The 16,776-nt window shown below is 64.2% G+C and carries 15 protein-coding genes; 12 read left to right on the top strand and 3 right to left on the bottom strand.

Annotated elements, in window-relative coordinates; translation table 11 throughout:
* Positions 1-101 precede the first annotated feature (101 nt).
* The 10 genes from argC (at position 102) to RY1_RS29000 (ending at position 12,032) form a co-directional block, all read left to right on the top strand.
* A complete protein-coding gene (gene argC / locus RY1_RS29045; RefSeq protein ID WP_072807516.1) occupies positions 102-1,157 on the top strand; it encodes an N-acetyl-gamma-glutamyl-phosphate reductase in 1,056 nt (351 codons plus the stop codon).
* On the top strand, positions 1,154-2,380 hold the full coding sequence (gene argJ, locus RY1_RS29040) for a bifunctional glutamate N-acetyltransferase/amino-acid acetyltransferase ArgJ (protein WP_072807515.1): 1,227 nt from the start codon (positions 1,154-1,156) through the stop codon (positions 2,378-2,380). The genes argC and argJ overlap by 4 nt, the downstream gene beginning before the upstream one ends.
* Entirely contained in the window at positions 2,377-3,282 is a 906-nt protein-coding gene (argB, locus tag RY1_RS29035) for an acetylglutamate kinase (protein WP_072807514.1), read from the top strand. Before argJ ends, argB begins: the two co-directional genes overlap by 4 nt.
* Positions 3,279-4,469, top strand: a complete 1,191-nt coding sequence (locus RY1_RS29030; RefSeq protein WP_072807513.1) for an acetylornithine transaminase — start codon at positions 3,279-3,281, stop codon at positions 4,467-4,469. The genes argB and RY1_RS29030 overlap by 4 nt, the downstream gene beginning before the upstream one ends.
* Before the next feature lie 4 nt (positions 4,470-4,473).
* The gene (gene argF, locus RY1_RS29025) at positions 4,474-5,409 is read left to right on the top strand and encodes an ornithine carbamoyltransferase (protein ID WP_072807512.1); all 936 of its coding nucleotides are present in this window, start codon (positions 4,474-4,476) and stop codon (positions 5,407-5,409) included.
* Entirely contained in the window at positions 5,379-5,921 is a 543-nt protein-coding gene (locus RY1_RS29020; protein WP_072807511.1) for an arginine repressor, read from the top strand. Before argF ends, RY1_RS29020 begins: the two co-directional genes overlap by 31 nt.
* 61 nt (positions 5,922-5,982) lie before the next feature.
* Positions 5,983-7,182: an argininosuccinate synthase gene (locus tag RY1_RS29015; protein ID WP_072807510.1), complete on the top strand. Its 1,200-nt coding sequence runs from the start codon at positions 5,983-5,985 to the stop codon at positions 7,180-7,182.
* Positions 7,179-8,612, top strand: coding sequence for an argininosuccinate lyase (gene argH, locus RY1_RS29010; RefSeq protein WP_072807509.1), 1,434 nt, complete (start codon positions 7,179-7,181; stop codon positions 8,610-8,612). The genes RY1_RS29015 and argH overlap by 4 nt, the downstream gene beginning before the upstream one ends.
* 92 nt (positions 8,613-8,704) lie before the next feature.
* Entirely contained in the window at positions 8,705-11,737 is a 3,033-nt protein-coding gene (locus RY1_RS29005) for an AMP-binding protein (protein ID WP_174565499.1), read from the top strand.
* Between the two features lie 85 nt (positions 11,738-11,822).
* On the top strand, positions 11,823-12,032 hold the full coding sequence (locus tag RY1_RS29000; protein WP_072807508.1) for a Trm112 family protein: 210 nt from the start codon (positions 11,823-11,825) through the stop codon (positions 12,030-12,032).
* Here the strand turns inward: RY1_RS29000 and RY1_RS28995 are convergent.
* Genes RY1_RS28995 through RY1_RS28985 form a run of 3 tightly spaced genes read right to left on the bottom strand, consistent with a single transcriptional unit; the run spans position 12,029 to position 14,162 of the window.
* Entirely contained in the window at positions 12,029-12,631 is a 603-nt protein-coding gene (locus tag RY1_RS28995; protein WP_072807518.1) for a TetR/AcrR family transcriptional regulator, read from the bottom strand. The genes RY1_RS29000 and RY1_RS28995 overlap by 4 nt on opposite strands.
* Positions 12,632-12,669: 38 nt before the next feature.
* A complete protein-coding gene (locus RY1_RS28990) occupies positions 12,670-13,425 on the bottom strand; it encodes an ABC transporter permease (protein WP_072807507.1) in 756 nt (251 codons plus the stop codon).
* Positions 13,422-14,162 (bottom strand): ABC transporter ATP-binding protein, encoded by a 741-nt coding sequence (locus RY1_RS28985; protein WP_072807506.1) that lies wholly within the window; start codon positions 14,160-14,162, stop codon positions 13,422-13,424. Before RY1_RS28985 ends, RY1_RS28990 begins: the two co-directional genes overlap by 4 nt.
* A gap of 86 nt (positions 14,163-14,248) precedes the next feature.
* Between RY1_RS28985 and RY1_RS28980 the strand changes: the two genes are divergently transcribed.
* The gene (locus RY1_RS28980; RefSeq protein ID WP_084727969.1) at positions 14,249-14,881 is read left to right on the top strand and encodes a DNA-3-methyladenine glycosylase; all 633 of its coding nucleotides are present in this window, start codon (positions 14,249-14,251) and stop codon (positions 14,879-14,881) included.
* 43 nt (positions 14,882-14,924) lie between these two features.
* Entirely contained in the window at positions 14,925-16,196 is a 1,272-nt protein-coding gene (tyrS, locus tag RY1_RS28975; RefSeq protein ID WP_072807505.1) for a tyrosine--tRNA ligase, read from the top strand.
* Positions 16,197-16,776: the final 580 nt, after the last annotated feature.

The raw sequence follows: 16,776 nt of genomic DNA, 5'->3' as shown, positions 1-16,776 counted from the left end.
CCCCAGCTGGCACGCAAATGCACGTGCGTTTGCGCGAGGGTGAAGATCCGCGCCGGGGGCCGCGTATGAATGAGCTTGCATGATGATGCATAATCAGTCGTATGGACATTTCGGAGACGTCGCCGCTGCGGATCGCCGTTGCGGGGGCAAGCGGATATGCAGGCGGCGAGATTCTGCGACTGTTGCTCGGGCACCCGGCAGTGGCGTCGGGTCGACTGGTGATCGGATCGCTGACCGCAGGCGGAAACGCCGGAGCGACACTCGGTGAATTTCATCCACACCTCCTCCCGCTGGCCGACCGAGTTCTTGCCGAGACCACTCTCGGCGAACTGACCGGACACGACGTCGTCTTTCTCGGTCTTCCGCACGGCAAGTCCGCCGAGATCGCGCAGCAACTGCCCGAGTCTGTCGTCATCATCGACTGCGGCGCCGACTTCCGGTTGTCCGACGCGTCGGCGTGGGAGAAGTACTACAAGTCGCCGCATGCGGGCACGTGGCCGTATGGTCTGCCCGAGTTGCCCGGTAACCGGGAGAAGCTGATCGGCGCCACCCGGATCGCGGTGCCCGGTTGCTATCCGACCGTCTCGTCGCTGGCGCTGGCTCCGGCCGTCGCTGCAGGAATCATCGAGCCTCGGGTCAACGTCGTCGCGGTCAGCGGCACGTCGGGCGCGGGTCGCGCACCCAAGGCGGACCTTCTCGGGTCCGAGGTGATGGGGTCGGTGCGGGCGTATGCAGTCGCGGGTGCACATCGGCACACCCCTGAGATCGTGCAGAATCTGTCGGCACTCTCACCCGAGCCGGTGACGGTGTCGTTCACCCCGGTGCTCGCGCCGATGCCTCGCGGAATCCTGGCGACGTGCACCGCGATCACCACGGCGACGCAGGAGCAGGCCACCGAGGTGTACGAGAAGGCGTATGCGGCCGAACCGTTCGTCCACGTTCTCGGGGCCGGACGGTTGCCTCAGACGGGGGCGGTCATCGGCTCGAACGCCGTACAACTCAGCGTCTCGGTGGACGAGGGTGCCGGTCTGTTGGTCGTCGTTGCTGCGATCGACAATCTGACCAAGGGAACTGCGGGCGCCGCAGTGCAATCGATGAACCTTGCCCTGGGAATCCCCGAGACCGACGGTCTCTCGACAGTAGGAGTCGCACCGTGACCAGCGCCACCGAGGCACATCCTGCGCCGGGCAAGCTCGTCCGTACTCAGGGCGTCACGGCGCCTGCTGGTTTCCGCGGCGCCGGCATCGCGGCCGGTATCAAGGCCAGTGGTAAGCCTGATCTTGCTCTCGTCTTCAACGAGGGCCCCGATACCACTGCGGCGGGCGTGTTCACGCTCAACAAGGTAAAAGCTGCGCCCGTGCTGTGGTCGCAGCAGGTTCTGAGTACCGGGGCATTGCGCGCGGTCGTCCTGAACTCCGGCGGCGCGAATGCGTGTACGGGCGCGCCCGGATTCCAGGACACCCACGCGACGGCCGAGGAAGTCGCACGGGCACTGAGCAACTGGGGCACCGAGACCGGCGCGATCGAGGTCGCCGTGTGCTCGACGGGTTTGATCGGTGACCGGTTGCCGATGGACAAGCTCATTCCCGGTGTCACGGAGGTCGTCCACGAACTGGCGGGCGGCATCTCGGGCGGAACGGACGCGGCGTACGCCATCATGACGACCGACACCGTCCCCAAACAAGCTGCGTTTCATCATCTCGACAAGTGGAATGTCGGCGGGATGGCAAAGGGCGCAGGCATGCTGGCGCCGTCACTGGCGACGATGCTGAGTGTGATCACCACCGACGCGGTTGCGACGGCATCGCAGTTGGACGAGGCGTTGCGTGCGGCGACGAGGTTGTCCTACGACCGGCTCGACGTCGACGGAGCTACGTCGACCAACGACACGGTATTGCTGTTGTCGTCGGGCGCAAGCGGGGTCACACCCACCCAGGAAGCGCTGAACGCAGCCGTTCTGGCTGTCTGCGATGACCTCGCCGACCAGATGATGGCCGATGCGGAGGGTGTCACCAAGCGTGTCAAGATCACGGTCTCGGGCGCGGCGTCGGAGGACGACGCATTGGTCGGGGCGAGGACCGTTGCTCGCGACAGTCTCGTGAAGACGGCGCTGTTCGGTTCCGACCCCAACTGGGGGCGCGTGCTCGCTGCCATCGGTATCGCGCCGATCGAGTTGAATCCCGATCTGATCGCGGTGTCCTTCAACGGAAGTCCGGTGTGCGTCGACGGTGTCGGCGCGCCGGGTGCCAGGGATGTCGACCTGACCGGAGTGGACATCGAGGTCACCATCGACCTCGGTCTCGGTGATGCATCCGTGTCCATCAGGACGACCGATCTGTCGCACGCGTACGTCGAAGAGAACTCGGCTTACTCGTCGTGACCGCCACCGAGTTGACGGCCACGCAGAAGGCGCACACGCTCGCCGGTGCGCTTCCGTGGCTGCAGAAATTCCACGGCAAGATCGTCGTCGTCAAATACGGTGGCAACGCCATGGTGGACGACGAGCTCAAGCGTGCATTCGCAGAGGACATGGTGTTCCTGCGTACCACCGGGATTCATCCGGTCGTCGTACACGGGGGAGGGCCGCAGATCACGGCGATGCTCTCCCGGCTCGGCATGACGGGCGAATTCCGAGGCGGCTTCCGCGTCACGACGCCGGAGGTCATGGACGTCGTCCGCATGGTGCTGTTCGGTCAGGTGGGCCGAGAACTGGTGGGCCTGATCAACAGTCACGGTCCGTATGCGGTTGGAATCTCGGGCGAGGACGCGCATCTGTTCACCGCGTCGAAGCGCACGGTCATGGTCGACGGTGAACCGACCGATATCGGCCTCGTCGGCGACGTCACCTCGGTCAACCCCGACGCGGTCCTGGATCTCATTGCGGCAGGACGCATTCCGGTGGTCTCGACCATCGCGCCGGATGCGGACGGCGTCGTACACAACATCAATGCCGACACCGCTGCGGCTGCGCTCGCCGAAGCGATCGGCGCCGAGAAGCTCGTCGTGCTCACCGATGTCGAAGGCCTGTACACCAATTGGCCCGACCGATCGTCGCTGACATCGGAAATCGATCCCGACGCGTTGGCCGCGCTGCTGCCGTCACTCGATGCAGGCATGGTTCCCAAGATGGAAGCCTGCTTGCGTGCCGTGCTGGGCGGGGTGCCGTCGGCGCACGTGATCGATGGACGAATACCGCATTCGGTACTGGTCGAGCTGTTCACCGGCGAAGGAATCGGCACGATGGTGTCCACCAAGAACGTCGACAAGGGAGGCCTTTCATGAACAACACATCGGACCTCCAGGCCCGCTGGTCCAACTCGTTGATGGACAACTACGGTGTCCCGCGAGTGGCTCTGGTGCGCGGCAGTGGAGCCGTCGTGACCGATGCAGACGGCAAGGACTATCTGGATCTGTTGGCCGGCATCGCGGTCAACATCCTCGGCCATGCACATCCGGCCGTGATCGAGGCCGTGACCACGCAGCTCTCGACGCTCGGGCACACGTCGAATCTGTATGCGACCGAACCCGGTATCGCGCTCGCGGAGCAGTTGCTGTCCCATCTCGGTGCCGACACGCATGGACGCGTGTTCCTGTGCAACTCCGGCACCGAAGCGAACGAAGCGGCGTTCAAGATCGCCCGACTGACCGGGCGGCCGAAGATCATCGCGGCCGAAAAGGCCTTCCACGGAAGGACGATGGGCGCACTGGCGCTCACCGGCCAGGAGGACAAGCGCGCGCCGTTCGAACCGATGCCTGCCGGTGTGCAGCACGTGCCGTACGGTGACGTCGCTGCGCTCGAGGCTGCAGTCGATTCCGACACCGCCGCAGTGTTTCTCGAACCGATCATGGGCGAGGGCGGTGTTGTCGTCCCTCCCGACGGTTACCTGGTGAAGGCGCGGGAGATCACGGCACGGCACGGGGCTCTGCTGATTCTCGACGAGGTGCAGACAGGCATCGGCCGCACCGGCTGGTTCTACGCGCACCAATCCGTCGGTATCGTGCCCGACGTCATCACGCTCGCGAAAGGGTTGGGCGGCGGCCTGCCGATCGGAGCATGCATCGGTATCGGCGAAGCCGGAAAGCTTTTGCACCCAGGCAAACACGGAACAACATTCGGCGGTAACCCGGTGTGCGCGTCCGCAGCCCTTGCTGTCCTGAAGACGATCGCCGACGACGATTTGATCTCCCATGCCGACCGGCTCGGCAAGGTCATCACTCACTCGATCGAAGAACTCGATCACCCACTCGTGGATCACGTTCGCGGATCCGGTCTTCTGCTCGGTGTTGTCCTCACCAAGGCCATTGCCGCCAAAGCCGAAGCCGTGGCTCGTGATTCCGGTTTCCTGATCAATGCCGCTCAGCCCGACGTTCTACGCATAGCCCCGCCGCTCGTCCTCACCGAGGAGCAGGCGGCGTCGTTCGTCGCGGCATTGCCAGCCATTCTCGACACAGCAGACGAAACGGAGTAGCCCGATGGCACTCAAGCACTTCCTGCGGGACGACGATCTGACTCCGCAGCAACAGGGCGAGGTCCTCGCCCTCGCCGCCGAGATCAAGCGCGCACCGTTCTCGAAACGCCCACTCGAGGGCCCCAAGGGGGTCGGGGTGATCTTCGAGAAGAATTCGACGCGTACGCGATTCTCGTTCGAGGTCGGGATCGCCCAGCTCGGTGGCCACGCGGTGGTAGTGGACGGTCAGAGCACACAGTTGGGACGCGAGGAGACGCTGCAGGACACCGGACGGGTGCTCTCGCGCTACGTCGATGCAGTCGTGTGGCGCACGTTCGGGCAGAAGCGGCTGGAGCAGATGGCGACAGGCGCCGCGGTTCCCATCGTCAACGCACTGTCCAACGAGTTCCATCCGTGCCAGGTTCTGGCGGATCTGCAGACACTCGTCGAGCAGAAGGGCAATCTGCAGGGACTCGAGCTCGCGTACTTCGGCGACGGCGCCAACAACATGGCGCATTCGTTGCTCCTCGGCGGGGTGACGGCAGGCATCAACGTGACTATCGCGGCGCCGAAGGAGTTCGCACCCCTGGCGTTCGTGGTCGAGGCAGCCCGAGCCCGCGCCGAGCAGACGGGCGCGAAGATCACGATCACCGAGGATCCGTACGAGGCAGCGACCGGCGCCGATGCACTGGTGACGGATTCGTGGACGTCGATGGGCCAGGAGAACGACGGGCTCGATCGAGTGGCGCCTTTCCGGCCGTACCGCATCGACACCGATCTGCTGTCGAAAGCCAAGTCGGATGCGGTCGTATTGCACTGCCTGCCCGCGCACCGCGGCGAGGAGATCACCGACGAGGTGCTCGACGGCCCGCAGAGTGTGGTGCTCGACGAAGCCGAGAACCGTCTGCACGCACAGAAGGCTCTGCTGGTATGGCTTCTAGAGCAGGCTCGACGACCGTGAGCGAGGAGGTGTCGTCGGCGCCGTTGACGGCATCGACCAGGGCAGGGAGGCAGGCACGCATCGTGACGCTGCTGTCCACCAACCAGGTGCGTAGCCAGCCGGAACTCGCAACGTTGCTCGCGGTCGAGGGAATCGACGTCACTCAGGCAACCTTGTCCCGCGATCTCGACGAGCTCGGGGCCGTGAAACTCCGTGCCGCGGACGGTGGTGTCGGGGTGTACGTGGTCCCGGAGGACGGTAGCCCGGTACGGGGTGTGTCAGGCGGAACGGATCGCCTGACGCGACTGCTGGGCGAGTTGCTGGTCTCGACCGATTTCAGCGGAAATCTCGCCGTTCTGCGGACACCGCCCGGCGCTGCGCACTACCTCGCGAGTGCGGTCGATCGTGCGTCACTGAGGGAGGTTGTCGGAACCATCGCCGGGGATGACACCATTTTGGTGATAGCCCGCGAGCCGCTCACCGGAAGCGATCTGGCGGACAAGATGGAAAGACTGGCCAGACGCGCGGATTGACCGTCCCGTCGAAGGCAAGAATTACAAGACATACACAAAGCTATTAAGGAGCGCACACACCATGGCCGAACGCGTCATTCTCGCCTACTCGGGCGGATTGGACACCTCCGTCGCCATCAGTTGGATCGGCAAGGAGACCGGCAAAGAGGTCGTCGCCGTCGCCATCGACCTCGGTCAGGGCGGCGAGGACATGGAGGTCGTGCGTCAACGAGCAATCGACTGTGGCGCCGTCGAGGCCGTCGTCGTCGATGCTCGTGACGAGTTCGCGGACGAGTACTGCCTGCCGACCATTCAGAACAACGCCCTCTACATGGACCGGTACCCACTGGTGTCGGCGATCAGCCGCCCGTTGATCGTCAAGCACCTCGTCGATGCAGCACGATCGCACGGCGGAACCGTCGTCGCTCACGGCTGCACGGGTAAGGGCAACGACCAGGTTCGGTTCGAGGTCGGCTTCAACACGCTCGCGCCGGAGCTCGACGTGCTTGCGCCGGTTCGGGACTACGCCTGGACCCGTGAGAAGGCGATCGCGTTCGCCGAAGAGAACAAGATCCCGATCAACGTCAGCAAGAAGTCGCCGTTCTCGATCGACCAGAACGTATGGGGACGCGCCGTCGAGACCGGGTTCCTCGAGGACCTGTGGAACGCGCCGACCAAGGACGTCTACGACTACACGCAGGACCCGACGGCAAACTGGACCGCTCCCGACGAGCTCATCATCGGATTCGACAAGGGCCGCCCGGTCAGCATCGACGGTCGCCCGGTCTCGGTCCTCGAAGCGATCCAGGAGCTCAACACCCGCGCGGGTGCGCAGGGTGTCGGCCGCCTCGACGTCGTCGAGGATCGTCTCGTCGGTATCAAGAGTCGCGAGATCTACGAAGCTCCCGGCGCCATGGTCCTGATCCGTGCGCACGAGGAGCTCGAGCACGTCACACTCGAGCGCGAGCTCGGTCGCTACAAGCGCCACACGGACCAGAAGTGGGCCGAGTTGGTGTACGACGGTCTCTGGTACTCACCGCTCAAGGGTGCCCTCGACACGTTCAACACCCACACCCAGGAGCACGTGTCCGGCGAGATTCGACTCACGCTGCACGCGGGCACGATCAACGTCAACGGCCGTCGCAGTGGTGAGTCGCTCTACGACTTCAACCTCGCGACCTACGACGAGGGCGACACCTTCGATCAGTCGTCGGCCAAGGGCTTCGTGCAGCTGCACGGGCTGTCCTCGAAGATCGCACACAAGCGGGATGTCGGCTTGTGAGTCAGGGAACCAACGAGGGCTCTCTGTGGGGCGGCCGGTTCGCGACCGGCCCCGCAGAGGCCATGGCGGCGTTGAGCAAATCCACGCATTTCGACTGGGTGTTGGCGCCCTACGACATTCGTGCGTCGATGGCGCATGCACGGGTACTGAACAGCGCTGGACTCCTCACCGCGCAGGACCTGGAAACCATGCTCGACGGTCTCTCGTGCTTGGCCGACGACCTCGCTTCAGGTGCGTTCGTGGCTGCCGATTCCGACGAGGACGTGCACGGTGCCCTCGAACGCGGCTTGATCGATCGGGTCGGGCCCGAAGTCGGTGGACGGCTGCGCGCGGGCCGCTCACGCAACGACCAGGTGGCCACCCTCTTTCGAATGTGGTTGCGCGACGCGGTCCGACGGGTGTCGACGGGTGTGCTCGACGTCGTCGACGCGTTGGCTACCCAGGCGGCATCGCATTCTGCCGCGGTGATGCCGGGCAAGACGCATTCGCAGGCTGCGCAGCCGGTGTTGCTCGCGCATCACCTGCTGGCGCACACGCATCCGTTGCTTCGTGACGTTCAACGGTTCCAGGACTTCGACAGGCGTGCAGCGGTGTCGCCGTACGGTTCCGGTGCTCTTGCGGGATCTTCGCTCGGTCTGAGCCCGGAGAAGATCGCCGCCGAGCTCGGGTTCGATTCCTCGGCCGAGAACTCGATCGATGCGACGTCCTCGCGCGATTTCGCGGCCGAGGCCGCGTTCGTGCTGGCGATGACGGCCGTCGACCTGTCTCGCCTCGCCGAGGAGATCATCTCCTGGAGCACGCCCGAGTACGGCTACGTCACGTTGGCCGATGCGTGGTCGACCGGCAGCTCGATCATGCCGCAGAAGAAGAACCCCGATGTCGCAGAGCTGACACGGGGCAAGACGGGGCGTCTGATCGGAAACCTGACGGGGCTCCTGGCGACCTTGAAGGCCCAGCCGCTCGCGTACAACCGCGATCTGCAGGAGGACAAGGAACCGGTATTCGACTCGGTCGCACAGCTCGAACTGTTGCTGCCTGCTCTGTCCGGGTTGGTCTCGACGCTGCTGTTCCACACCGACCGCATGGCCGAACTCGCGCCTGCAGGTTTCACGCTCGCGACGGACATCGCGGAGTGGATGGTCCGGCAGGGCACGCCGTTCCGCGTCGCGCACGAAGCAGCAGGCGCGTGTGTGCGGATCGCGGAGGCGAGAGGCGTGGGACTGGACGAGCTGACCGACGCCGAACTTGCATCGGTCGACACGGCGCTGACGCCGGCCGTACGCGAGGTTCTCACCGTCGAAGGTTCCATCTCGTCGCGGGATTCGCGGGGCGGCACTGCGGCGGTGCAGGTTGCCAAGCAGCTGGGTGGAGTTCGGGAGACCGCCCAACGGCTGCGGGGATGGGTGGAGACGGAATTCGTGCCGAACTGACGCACAAAAAGTCACACACGCCGGATTTGGATTCGTGGTGTGTGAGAGGCTTCGACCTACGTACTGAGTGGGCGGACGGGTCGCCTTGTCCAATGCAGGAGTTGACAGTGGTGGGACTGAATGCAGATGCGGTCCGAGGGCCGTTGCGGCGAGCGATCGCGACTGCACAGAACGGTCTGGAGGTCATCCGGTTGGGTGGCCTGGAGACCGAGGTCGATCCGTCCCCGTTCAAGGTCGTCGACCGTGAGCCGATGTACCGATTGCGGCGCTATTTCTCCGACGAGTCGGAGCACGAATCGAAGCCGCCCGTTGTACTCGTTCCGCCGATGATGGTGTCAGCGGACGTGTACGACGTGACGACCGATCAGGGTGCCGTGGGAATTCTGCACCGCATGGGTCTCGATCCGTGGGTCGTCGATTTCGGCTCTCCCGATACCGAGGAGGGCGGTTGGGGCCGGACGCTGGCCGATCATGTCGTCGCCATCAGCGAAGTCATCGACAAGGTCCACGAACACACCGGTCGTGACGTGCATCTCGGAGGTTATTCGCAAGGTGGCATGTTCTGCTACCAGGCTGCGGCGTACCGGGGAGGGCGAAATCTGGCGAGCCTGATCACGTTCGGTGCGCCGGTCGACACCCTGGCCGCGCTGCCGCTCGGAATTCCCGCCGGTGTGGCCACTCGCGGAGCCGAGTTCCTGGCCGATCACGTTTTCACCCGGCTCGCTGTGTCGGGATGGATGGCGCGCACGGGGTTCCAACTGCTCGATCCGGCGAAAACGGTCCGCTCGCGTCTGGATTTCCTTCGCCAACTGCACGACCGCGAGGCATTGCTTCCTCGTGAACCTCAACGGCGGTTCCTCGCGCTCGACGGGTGGGTCGCCTGGTCCGGGCCGGCGGTCGCCGAGCTGCTCAAGCAATTCGTCGTACACAACCGGATGATGACGGGCGGATTCGTCATCAAGGATCGTCTGCTGACGTTGTCCGATCTGACGGTTCCGGTTCTGGCGTTCGTCGGGGAGGTCGACGACATTGGCCAGCCGTTGGCCGTACGCGGTATCCGGCGGGCCGCGCCTCGTGCCGAGATCTACGAGACGACGTTGCGTGCAGGTCATTTCGGGCTGGTGGTCGGCAGTACCGCGGCGTCGCAGACGTGGCCGACGACGGGTGAATGGATTCTGTGGCGTGAAGGGCTCGGCGAAGAGCCGGAGAACGCGCACGAGATGACGTACGACGAGCACCCGGACACCGAGAGCGGTGTCTCGGTGAGCAACAGGCTGATCCATACCGCGGCATCCATCGCCGAGGTCGGCGTCGGCGTCGGCCGGGGCTTGGCGGCGGCGGCCACCGGCGCGGTGCGCGGCACACGCGAGATGTCGACCGAGGCCGTGCGTACGTTGCCGAGATTGGCCAGGCTCGGCCAGATGCAGCCGCACACGACGGTCTCGCTCGGGCGGTTGTTGGCCGAGCAGGGCCGCAGATCGCCTGCCGGAGAATGCTTCCTGTTCGACGATCGGGTGCACACGTACGAGGCAGTCAACGCACGGATCGACAACGTCGTCCGAGGATTGATCGTGTCGGGGGTTCGTCCGTCGGCGCGTATCGGTGTGCTGATGGAGACTCGGCCGAGCGCGTTGGCGGCGATCGCGGCACTGTCGCGTATCGGCGCAGTCGCCGTTCTGCTGCCACCCGGTGGAGATCTCGACAGCGCTCTGCGCGCAGTCGACGTCGACACTGTGATCGCTGACCCGGAAAATGTGCAGACGGCAACGCATCTCGCGGCCAACGTGCTGGTCCTCGGTGGTGGTGACGCACGTGAGCTCGACGTTCCGGAGGGCTCGGACGTCGTCGACCTCGAGGCGATCGACCCGCTCTCGGTTCGTCTGCCTGCGTGGTTCGAGCCCGATCCGGGACGTGCGCGCGAACTTGCGCTCGTCATGTTCACCGCAACCGATCGGGGCCTGGAACCTCGGTTCATCACCAACCACCGATGGGCGCTGTCCGCGTACGGAACGGCGACGGCTGCCGCGCTCGGTGCCGGTGACACAGTGTATTGCCTTGCTCCGCTTCATCATTCGGCGGGTCTACTCGTCAGTGTCGGGGGAGCACTCGCAGGCGGATCACGTATCGCCCTGTCTCGCGGTCTCGACCCGACCCGGTTCGCCGGCGAGGTGGCACGCTACGGCGTGACCGTCATCAGCTACACGTGGGCGATGATGCAGGCAATTCTCGACGACGACAACCTCGACCTCGACCGAAGCCATCCGGTTCGACTGTTCATCGGATCGGGTATGCCGGTCGGACTGTGGAAGCGCACGTTGGAGAGATTCGCTCCCGCGCGTGTTCTCGAGTTCTACGCGTCCACCGAGAACGACGTCATTCTGGCGAACGTCGCGGGTACGAAGATCGGATCCAAAGGGCGTCCGCTCCCGGGCAGTGCGCGTGTGGCACTGGCGGCGTACGACCCTCTGACCGGGCGACTCGACGAGGACGAGAACGGTTTCGTTCGGGTGTGCAAGGACAACGAGATCGGTTTGCTCCTCGGCCGTCCGGGAAGCGACGGAGAAGTGACGAGCCCACTCATGCGCGGCGTCTTCGAGCCGGGGGACTCGTGGGTTCCCACCGAGAATCTTTTCCGACGCGACGAGGACGGCGACTACTGGCTCGTCGATCGCAAGGACACCGTCGTGAAGGCCGCACGAGGTCCGGTGTTCACCCAGCCGATCATCGACGCGTTCGGTGAGGTGGACGACGTCGAGTCGGTCGTCGTCTACGGTGTCGAGTCCGCCGCGGGCAGATCGCCCTCACGCCGCTTCGATTACGGAGCGGACGAGATCGCGGTGTGCGGCATCTCCGTGCGCGGGAACACGTCGTTGTCGGCGAGGACGGTCACCGATGCGGTGGCGGTGCTGCTTCCATCCCAGCGGCCGGACATCGTCCACGTCGTCGATCGAATTCCTCTGGGGAGGGCGTACCGGCCGCGGGCGTCGGATCTGCAGAAGCTGGGCATCCCGACGCCGAGTTCGAGGACCTGGTTCTACGACGCCGAAGCGGGGGCGTACCGCAGGCTGACCAAAGCGGTTGTCGCGGAGCGGTTCACGCCGACGCTCGGCACGAGCGACGGGTAGCTGCACCGCCGGGCCCTCGCAGTTCGGTAGGTTGGGCGAACGGACTTCCCGGACGGAAGTCGAGAACACCGAGAAAAGGACATCAGTGGCCATCGATCGAACACTTCTCAGCATTCTCGCATGCCCGGTGGACAAGGGGCCTCTTCTGTTGATCGAGGACGAGTTGCTCTACAATCCACGGTTGCGCCGGGCCTACCCCATCGAGAACGGGATCCCCGTCCTGCTCGTCGATGAGGCACGCGATGTCGACGATGCCGAGCACGAGTCGATCCTGAGCCGCGCGCAGTCCGCCTAGTACCCGGGAAGTGGCCCGGTCAGATAACGCTGCAGAGTCGGTGCAATCGATTCCACGACGCGGTCGGCCGGCATCGAGGCAATCGGTTCCAGCTTGAGAACGTGCCGAGTCAGCAGCAGCCCGGACATCTGTGACGCCACCAGATTGACGCGTTCGGGAGCAGACCCTGCGGGCTCGTCGACCCGCGCGGCGATGTCGCGCAGCACGACCTGCATGAGGAACGTGCTGAGCAGGCTTGTATCACCGGTGGCGATCATCGATCGGAACGCCGCGACGAGTGCTTCGCCGTTGTCGGACTCCCACACACGCAGGACAGAGCTGACGAGGGACCGGCCGAGATCCTCCTTTCTCGCCGCCGAAATGGTGTCGAGGATCTTCGTCGGATCTACCGGTAATGCGATCGCGGCGACGAAAAGTTGGCGCTTGGTGCCGAAGTAGTGATGGACCAGTGCTGCGTCGACGCCCACCTCGGCGGCGATCGCGCGCACCGATGTCTTGTCGAAGCCCTTGTCCGCGAACAGCGTACGAGCAACGGAGAGTATCGACTCCTTCGTGCCGGACCGACCGGGGCGTCGGCCGGAACGTGTTGGTGCAACCATGTCGTCCACTGTGCCCGGGGTCGAGGCGGCGACATCGGTCACGGGGTGCGCCTGCGTAGCGTTGCAGCCCCCGCGCACAGCGCCACGACGGTGAAACCCGCGACGACGGCGATGTCGACTCCCATGCGTCCGGTGAAGGCAGGATGGAGCGAGATCTGCTGCAGCGCGTCGACGGCATAACTCAGTGGCAGCGCGTTGCTGATCGCGTGTAACCAATCGGGCATCTGCTCGCGCGGCACCAGCAGGCCGCACAGGAACAACTGAGGTACGACGACGACCGGCATGAATTGCACGGCCTGGAACTCCGTTCGGGCGAAGGCACTGCACAGCAGTCCGATCGCAACACCGAGAATCGCGTTGAGAACTGCGATGACCAACACCCAGACCACCGGTCCCGCAGTGGTGAGGTCGAGCAGACCGAATGCGACTGCGCATGCGAGCGCGGCTTGAAGAACGGCCGCGACGGAGAACGCCGTCGCGTAGCTCGCCAGGAGGTCCAACTTCGACATCGGGGTCGTCAGGAGCCGTTCGAGTGTTCCGGAGCTACGTTCTCGCTGCATCGCGATCGACGTGATCAGAAACATCACGACGAACGGCAGGATACCGAGCATGGTGACGGCGATCCTGTCGAACAGCGGCACCGTGCCCGGTGCGGTGGGGACGTCGTCGTACAGGAAGTACAGAAGTGCCATCAGGAGCGACGGCACGAGCAGGATCATTGCGACGGTGCGTCGGTCGGCGCGCAGTTGACGCAGTATTCGCCCGGTTCCCGCACCGTAGATCTGCATGGTCATGATGCCTTCTCCAGCTTTTCGGTGGTCCTGATGAGGGTCAGGAACGCATGCTCGAGGTTCGTTTCGTCGGTACGCGCAAGCAGCTCGTCCGGGCTGAGCTGCGCGATCACCGCACCGTTCCGCATGAGCAGCAACGCGCTGCAGTGTTCGGCCTCTTCCATGACGTGGCTCGAGACGAGGATGGTCGTTCCCGAGGCGGCGATGTGGGCGAACCGTTCCCACAGCTCGGACCGAAGCACCGGGTCGAGTCCGACCGTGGGTTCGTCGAGTACCAGGACCTCCGGTTCTGCCACCAACGCGCTGGCAAGCGAGACACGACTCAGCTGGCCACCGGACAACTCGCCGGTGAGCGACGACGCATGGTCGCCGAGGCCGACCGACTCGATGGCCGACGTGACGGCAGACTTTCCTCGGCCGTACAACGCGGCGAAGTACGCGACATTCTCAGAGACGGTCAAGTCTCGGTAGACGCTGGGAGCCTGCGTGACGTATCCGACCTTGGCACGGAGATCTTTCGATCCCGCAGGGCTGCCGAGCACCGTCACCGTTCCGTCCTCGATGATCTGGGTGCCGACGATCGACCGCATGAGAGTTGTCTTCCCGCAGCCGGACGGTCCGAGAAGGCCGGTGATGGTTCCACGGGGAATGGTGAGGCCGACCCGCTCCAGCACCGTTCGTTTTCCTCGGCGGACGGTGAGGTTCTCGACGACGACTGCGTGATCCGCTGGCTGTGCCATGGGGCCCTCCCAAGAATTCATCCTTCGATGATTTCATCCACTGATGAATTTATAGCCCTGCAAGCGGGCCTCGGTCAAGAGGCGGCATGATCTTCGGTGTGGATATCGCAGCCCTCACCGGGAACCCGACGGCCGCGGCACGTGCGTTGCTCGGTGCCACCGTGTCGGCAGGTGAGGTGAGCGTGCGAATCGTCGAAACCGAGGCGTACGGCGGTCCGGACGACGGTCCGTGGCCCGATCCGGCTGCGCATTCCTTCCGAGGTCTCACCCCGCGAAACACAGTCATGTTCGGGCGGGCAGGCCATTTGTACGTGTACCTGAGCTACGGGATGCACCTGTGCATGAATGTGACGTGCGGACCGGAGGGTGAAGCGGCAGCAGTGCTTCTACGGGCGGGGGAGGTGACGAGTGGTATCGGACTCGCCTCCTCTCGACGTGGGCCCCGAATCAGTGACGAACGAATGGCCAGTGGACCAGGAAATCTCGGATCGGCGCTGGCGGTGGCGCTCGCCGACAACGGAACCGACCTACTCGACCGGTCGTCCGGGATCACGCTGAGCGGCCCGGGTATTCGAGATACTGCGCAGGAGATCTCGACCGGGCCCCGCGTGGGAGTGAGTACCGCCGCTGACCGGCCCTGGCGGTTCTGGATACAGAACTCGCCGTCGGTCTCGAACTACCGGCGCAGCCCGCGCGCAGCTCGGGTAGCCGAAGCGTAGGGCTGAAGAACGCGCCGGCGGACGTATGCGGGAGGATCGAGGGGTGAGTGAGAACATCATCGACGAACTGACCTGGCGCGGCTTGATAGCGCAGTCCACGGACGTGGACGAATTGACCAAGGCGACGTCCGGCGGGCCCATCACTCTGTATGCGGGCTTCGATCCGACCGGCCCGAGCCTGCACGCCGGCCATCTGGTGCCACTGCTGGCGTTGAAGCGTTTTCAGCGGGCAGGCCATCGTCCGATCGTCCTCGCGGGCGGCGCAACGGGTCTCATCGGAGATCCGCGCGACGTCGGCGAACGCACGATGAACTCCTCGGACACCGTTCGTGAGTGGGCAGACCGCATCCGCGGACAACTCGAACGCTTCGTCGAATTCGAGGACTCTCCGACAGGCGCGATCGTGGAGAACAACCTCTCGTGGACCGGTGAGCTGAGTGCAATCGACTTCCTGCGCGACATCGGGAAACACTTCTCGGTGAACGTCATGCTGGCGAGGGACACCGTGAAGACTCGTCTCGAAGGGGACGGTATGTCGTACACGGAATTCAGCTACATGCTGCTGCAGGCCAACGACTACGTACAGCTCCGGCGTCAGCACGGTTGCACACTGCAGATCGGTGGATCGGATCAGTGGGGCAACATCATCGCCGGCGTCGAACTGAACCGACGCACCGACGCGGAGTCGGTCCACGCGTTGACGGTGCCCCTGGTGACCTCCGCGGACGGTAAGAAGTTCGGCAAGTCCACCGGCGGGGGAAGTTTGTGGCTCGATCCGGAGATGACGAGCCCGTACGCCTGGTACCAGTACTTCGTGAACACCGGCGACGCCGATGTCGTCAAGTACCTGCGGTGGTTCACGTTCCTCGGTAAAGAGGAGCTCGCGGAGTTGGAGGACGCCACCCGCGAACGTCCGCATGCGCGTGAAGCGCAGAAGCGGTTGGCGTCGGAGATGACGACGTTGGTACACGGAGAGGACAACACACGCTCGGTCGAATTCGCCAGTCAGGCGCTGTTCGGGCGGGCCGAGCTGCGTGAGCTCGACGAGGCCACGCTCGCTGCGGCACTTCGCGAGACGTCCGTGGTCGAACTGAAGGCGGGGGAGGCGTCGACCATCGTGGACCTGCTCGTCGCAACCGGGTTGAGCGAGAGCAAAGGGGCTGCACGTCGTGCGGTGAAGGAAGGTGGCGCTTCGGTCAACAATCAGAAGATCGCGGACGAAGCCTGGACTCCGTCGACCGAGGACCTGCTGCACGGCAGCTGGCTGGTCATACGGAGGGGCAAGCGAAACTTTGCGGGAGTTCGAGTGCAGTGACCGAGTCGGACGTCGAGGTGGCGCGAGTCACAAACGTGTGATTCGGCCTGACTGCTGGGTATACGGCATCAGTCAGGCCGTTCACCTCGGTGTTTACCGCACTGTCCGAGCAGCGACCTGCGGATTTGACGCGTTGTTTTCCGCCGCGTAACTTTGTCCAAGTCAGAGCGACACGGACACCGACCCGGACCGAGAGGTGCGGGACACGAGGTTGGACGAAGTTCGAACTGAAAATCCCAGGAACGAGTGCAGTTGGTTGTGCGCGTCCCGGGTGGGTTCCGAAAATCGAGTTCTTGACTCGGTCGGACGGATTCGTTAGGCTGGAACGGTTGCCCCAGACACCTTGAGATTACGGTTTCTTGGTTGTGTGGTGTGTGCGTGTTCTTTGAGAACTCAACAGTGTGTCGATGAATGTCAGTGCCGAATTTTTGATTTGGTGAAAGCATTCGATGTATCGGTCATCCGCTTGTGGTGATTGTTGTCGGGTGTTGTTTTGAATGCTAGTTGAGTTTTTTTGCTAGTGATTTGGCTCTTTTGGTTTTAGAACTGATTGGCAGTCTTTCGGGGCTGTGAAATCTAG

It is taken from the genome of Rhodococcus yunnanensis NBRC 103083 (genome assembly GCF_001895005.1).
Lineage (GTDB): Bacteria > Actinomycetota > Actinomycetes > Mycobacteriales > Mycobacteriaceae > Rhodococcoides > Rhodococcoides yunnanense.
Note: the sequence above shows the minus strand (reverse complement) of the source record. Positions and strands in the feature narration are given on the sequence as shown.

Excerpts from the sequence above, each read along its gene's own strand:
- argC (WP_072807516.1), top strand. The coding sequence starts at position 102 with ATGGACATTTCGGAGACGTCGCCGCTGCGGATCGCCGTTGCGGGGGCA.
- RY1_RS29030 (WP_072807513.1), top strand. The coding sequence starts at position 3,279 with ATGAACAACACATCGGACCTCCAGGCCCGCTGGTCCAACTCGTTGATG.
- argF (WP_072807512.1), top strand. The coding sequence starts at position 4,474 with ATGGCACTCAAGCACTTCCTGCGGGACGACGATCTGACTCCGCAGCAA.
- RY1_RS29020 (WP_072807511.1), top strand. The coding sequence starts at position 5,379 with ATGGCTTCTAGAGCAGGCTCGACGACCGTGAGCGAGGAGGTGTCGTCG.
- RY1_RS29015 (WP_072807510.1), top strand. The coding sequence starts at position 5,983 with ATGGCCGAACGCGTCATTCTCGCCTACTCGGGCGGATTGGACACCTCC.
- RY1_RS29005 (WP_174565499.1), top strand. The coding sequence starts at position 8,705 with ATGCAGGAGTTGACAGTGGTGGGACTGAATGCAGATGCGGTCCGAGGG.
- RY1_RS28995 (WP_072807518.1), bottom strand. The coding sequence starts at position 12,631 with ATGGTTGCACCAACACGTTCCGGCCGACGCCCCGGTCGGTCCGGCACG.
- RY1_RS28990 (WP_072807507.1), bottom strand. The coding sequence starts at position 13,425 with ATGACCATGCAGATCTACGGTGCGGGAACCGGGCGAATACTGCGTCAA.
- RY1_RS28985 (WP_072807506.1), bottom strand. The coding sequence starts at position 14,162 with ATGGCACAGCCAGCGGATCACGCAGTCGTCGTCGAGAACCTCACCGTC.
- RY1_RS28980 (WP_084727969.1), top strand. The coding sequence starts at position 14,249 with ATGATCTTCGGTGTGGATATCGCAGCCCTCACCGGGAACCCGACGGCC.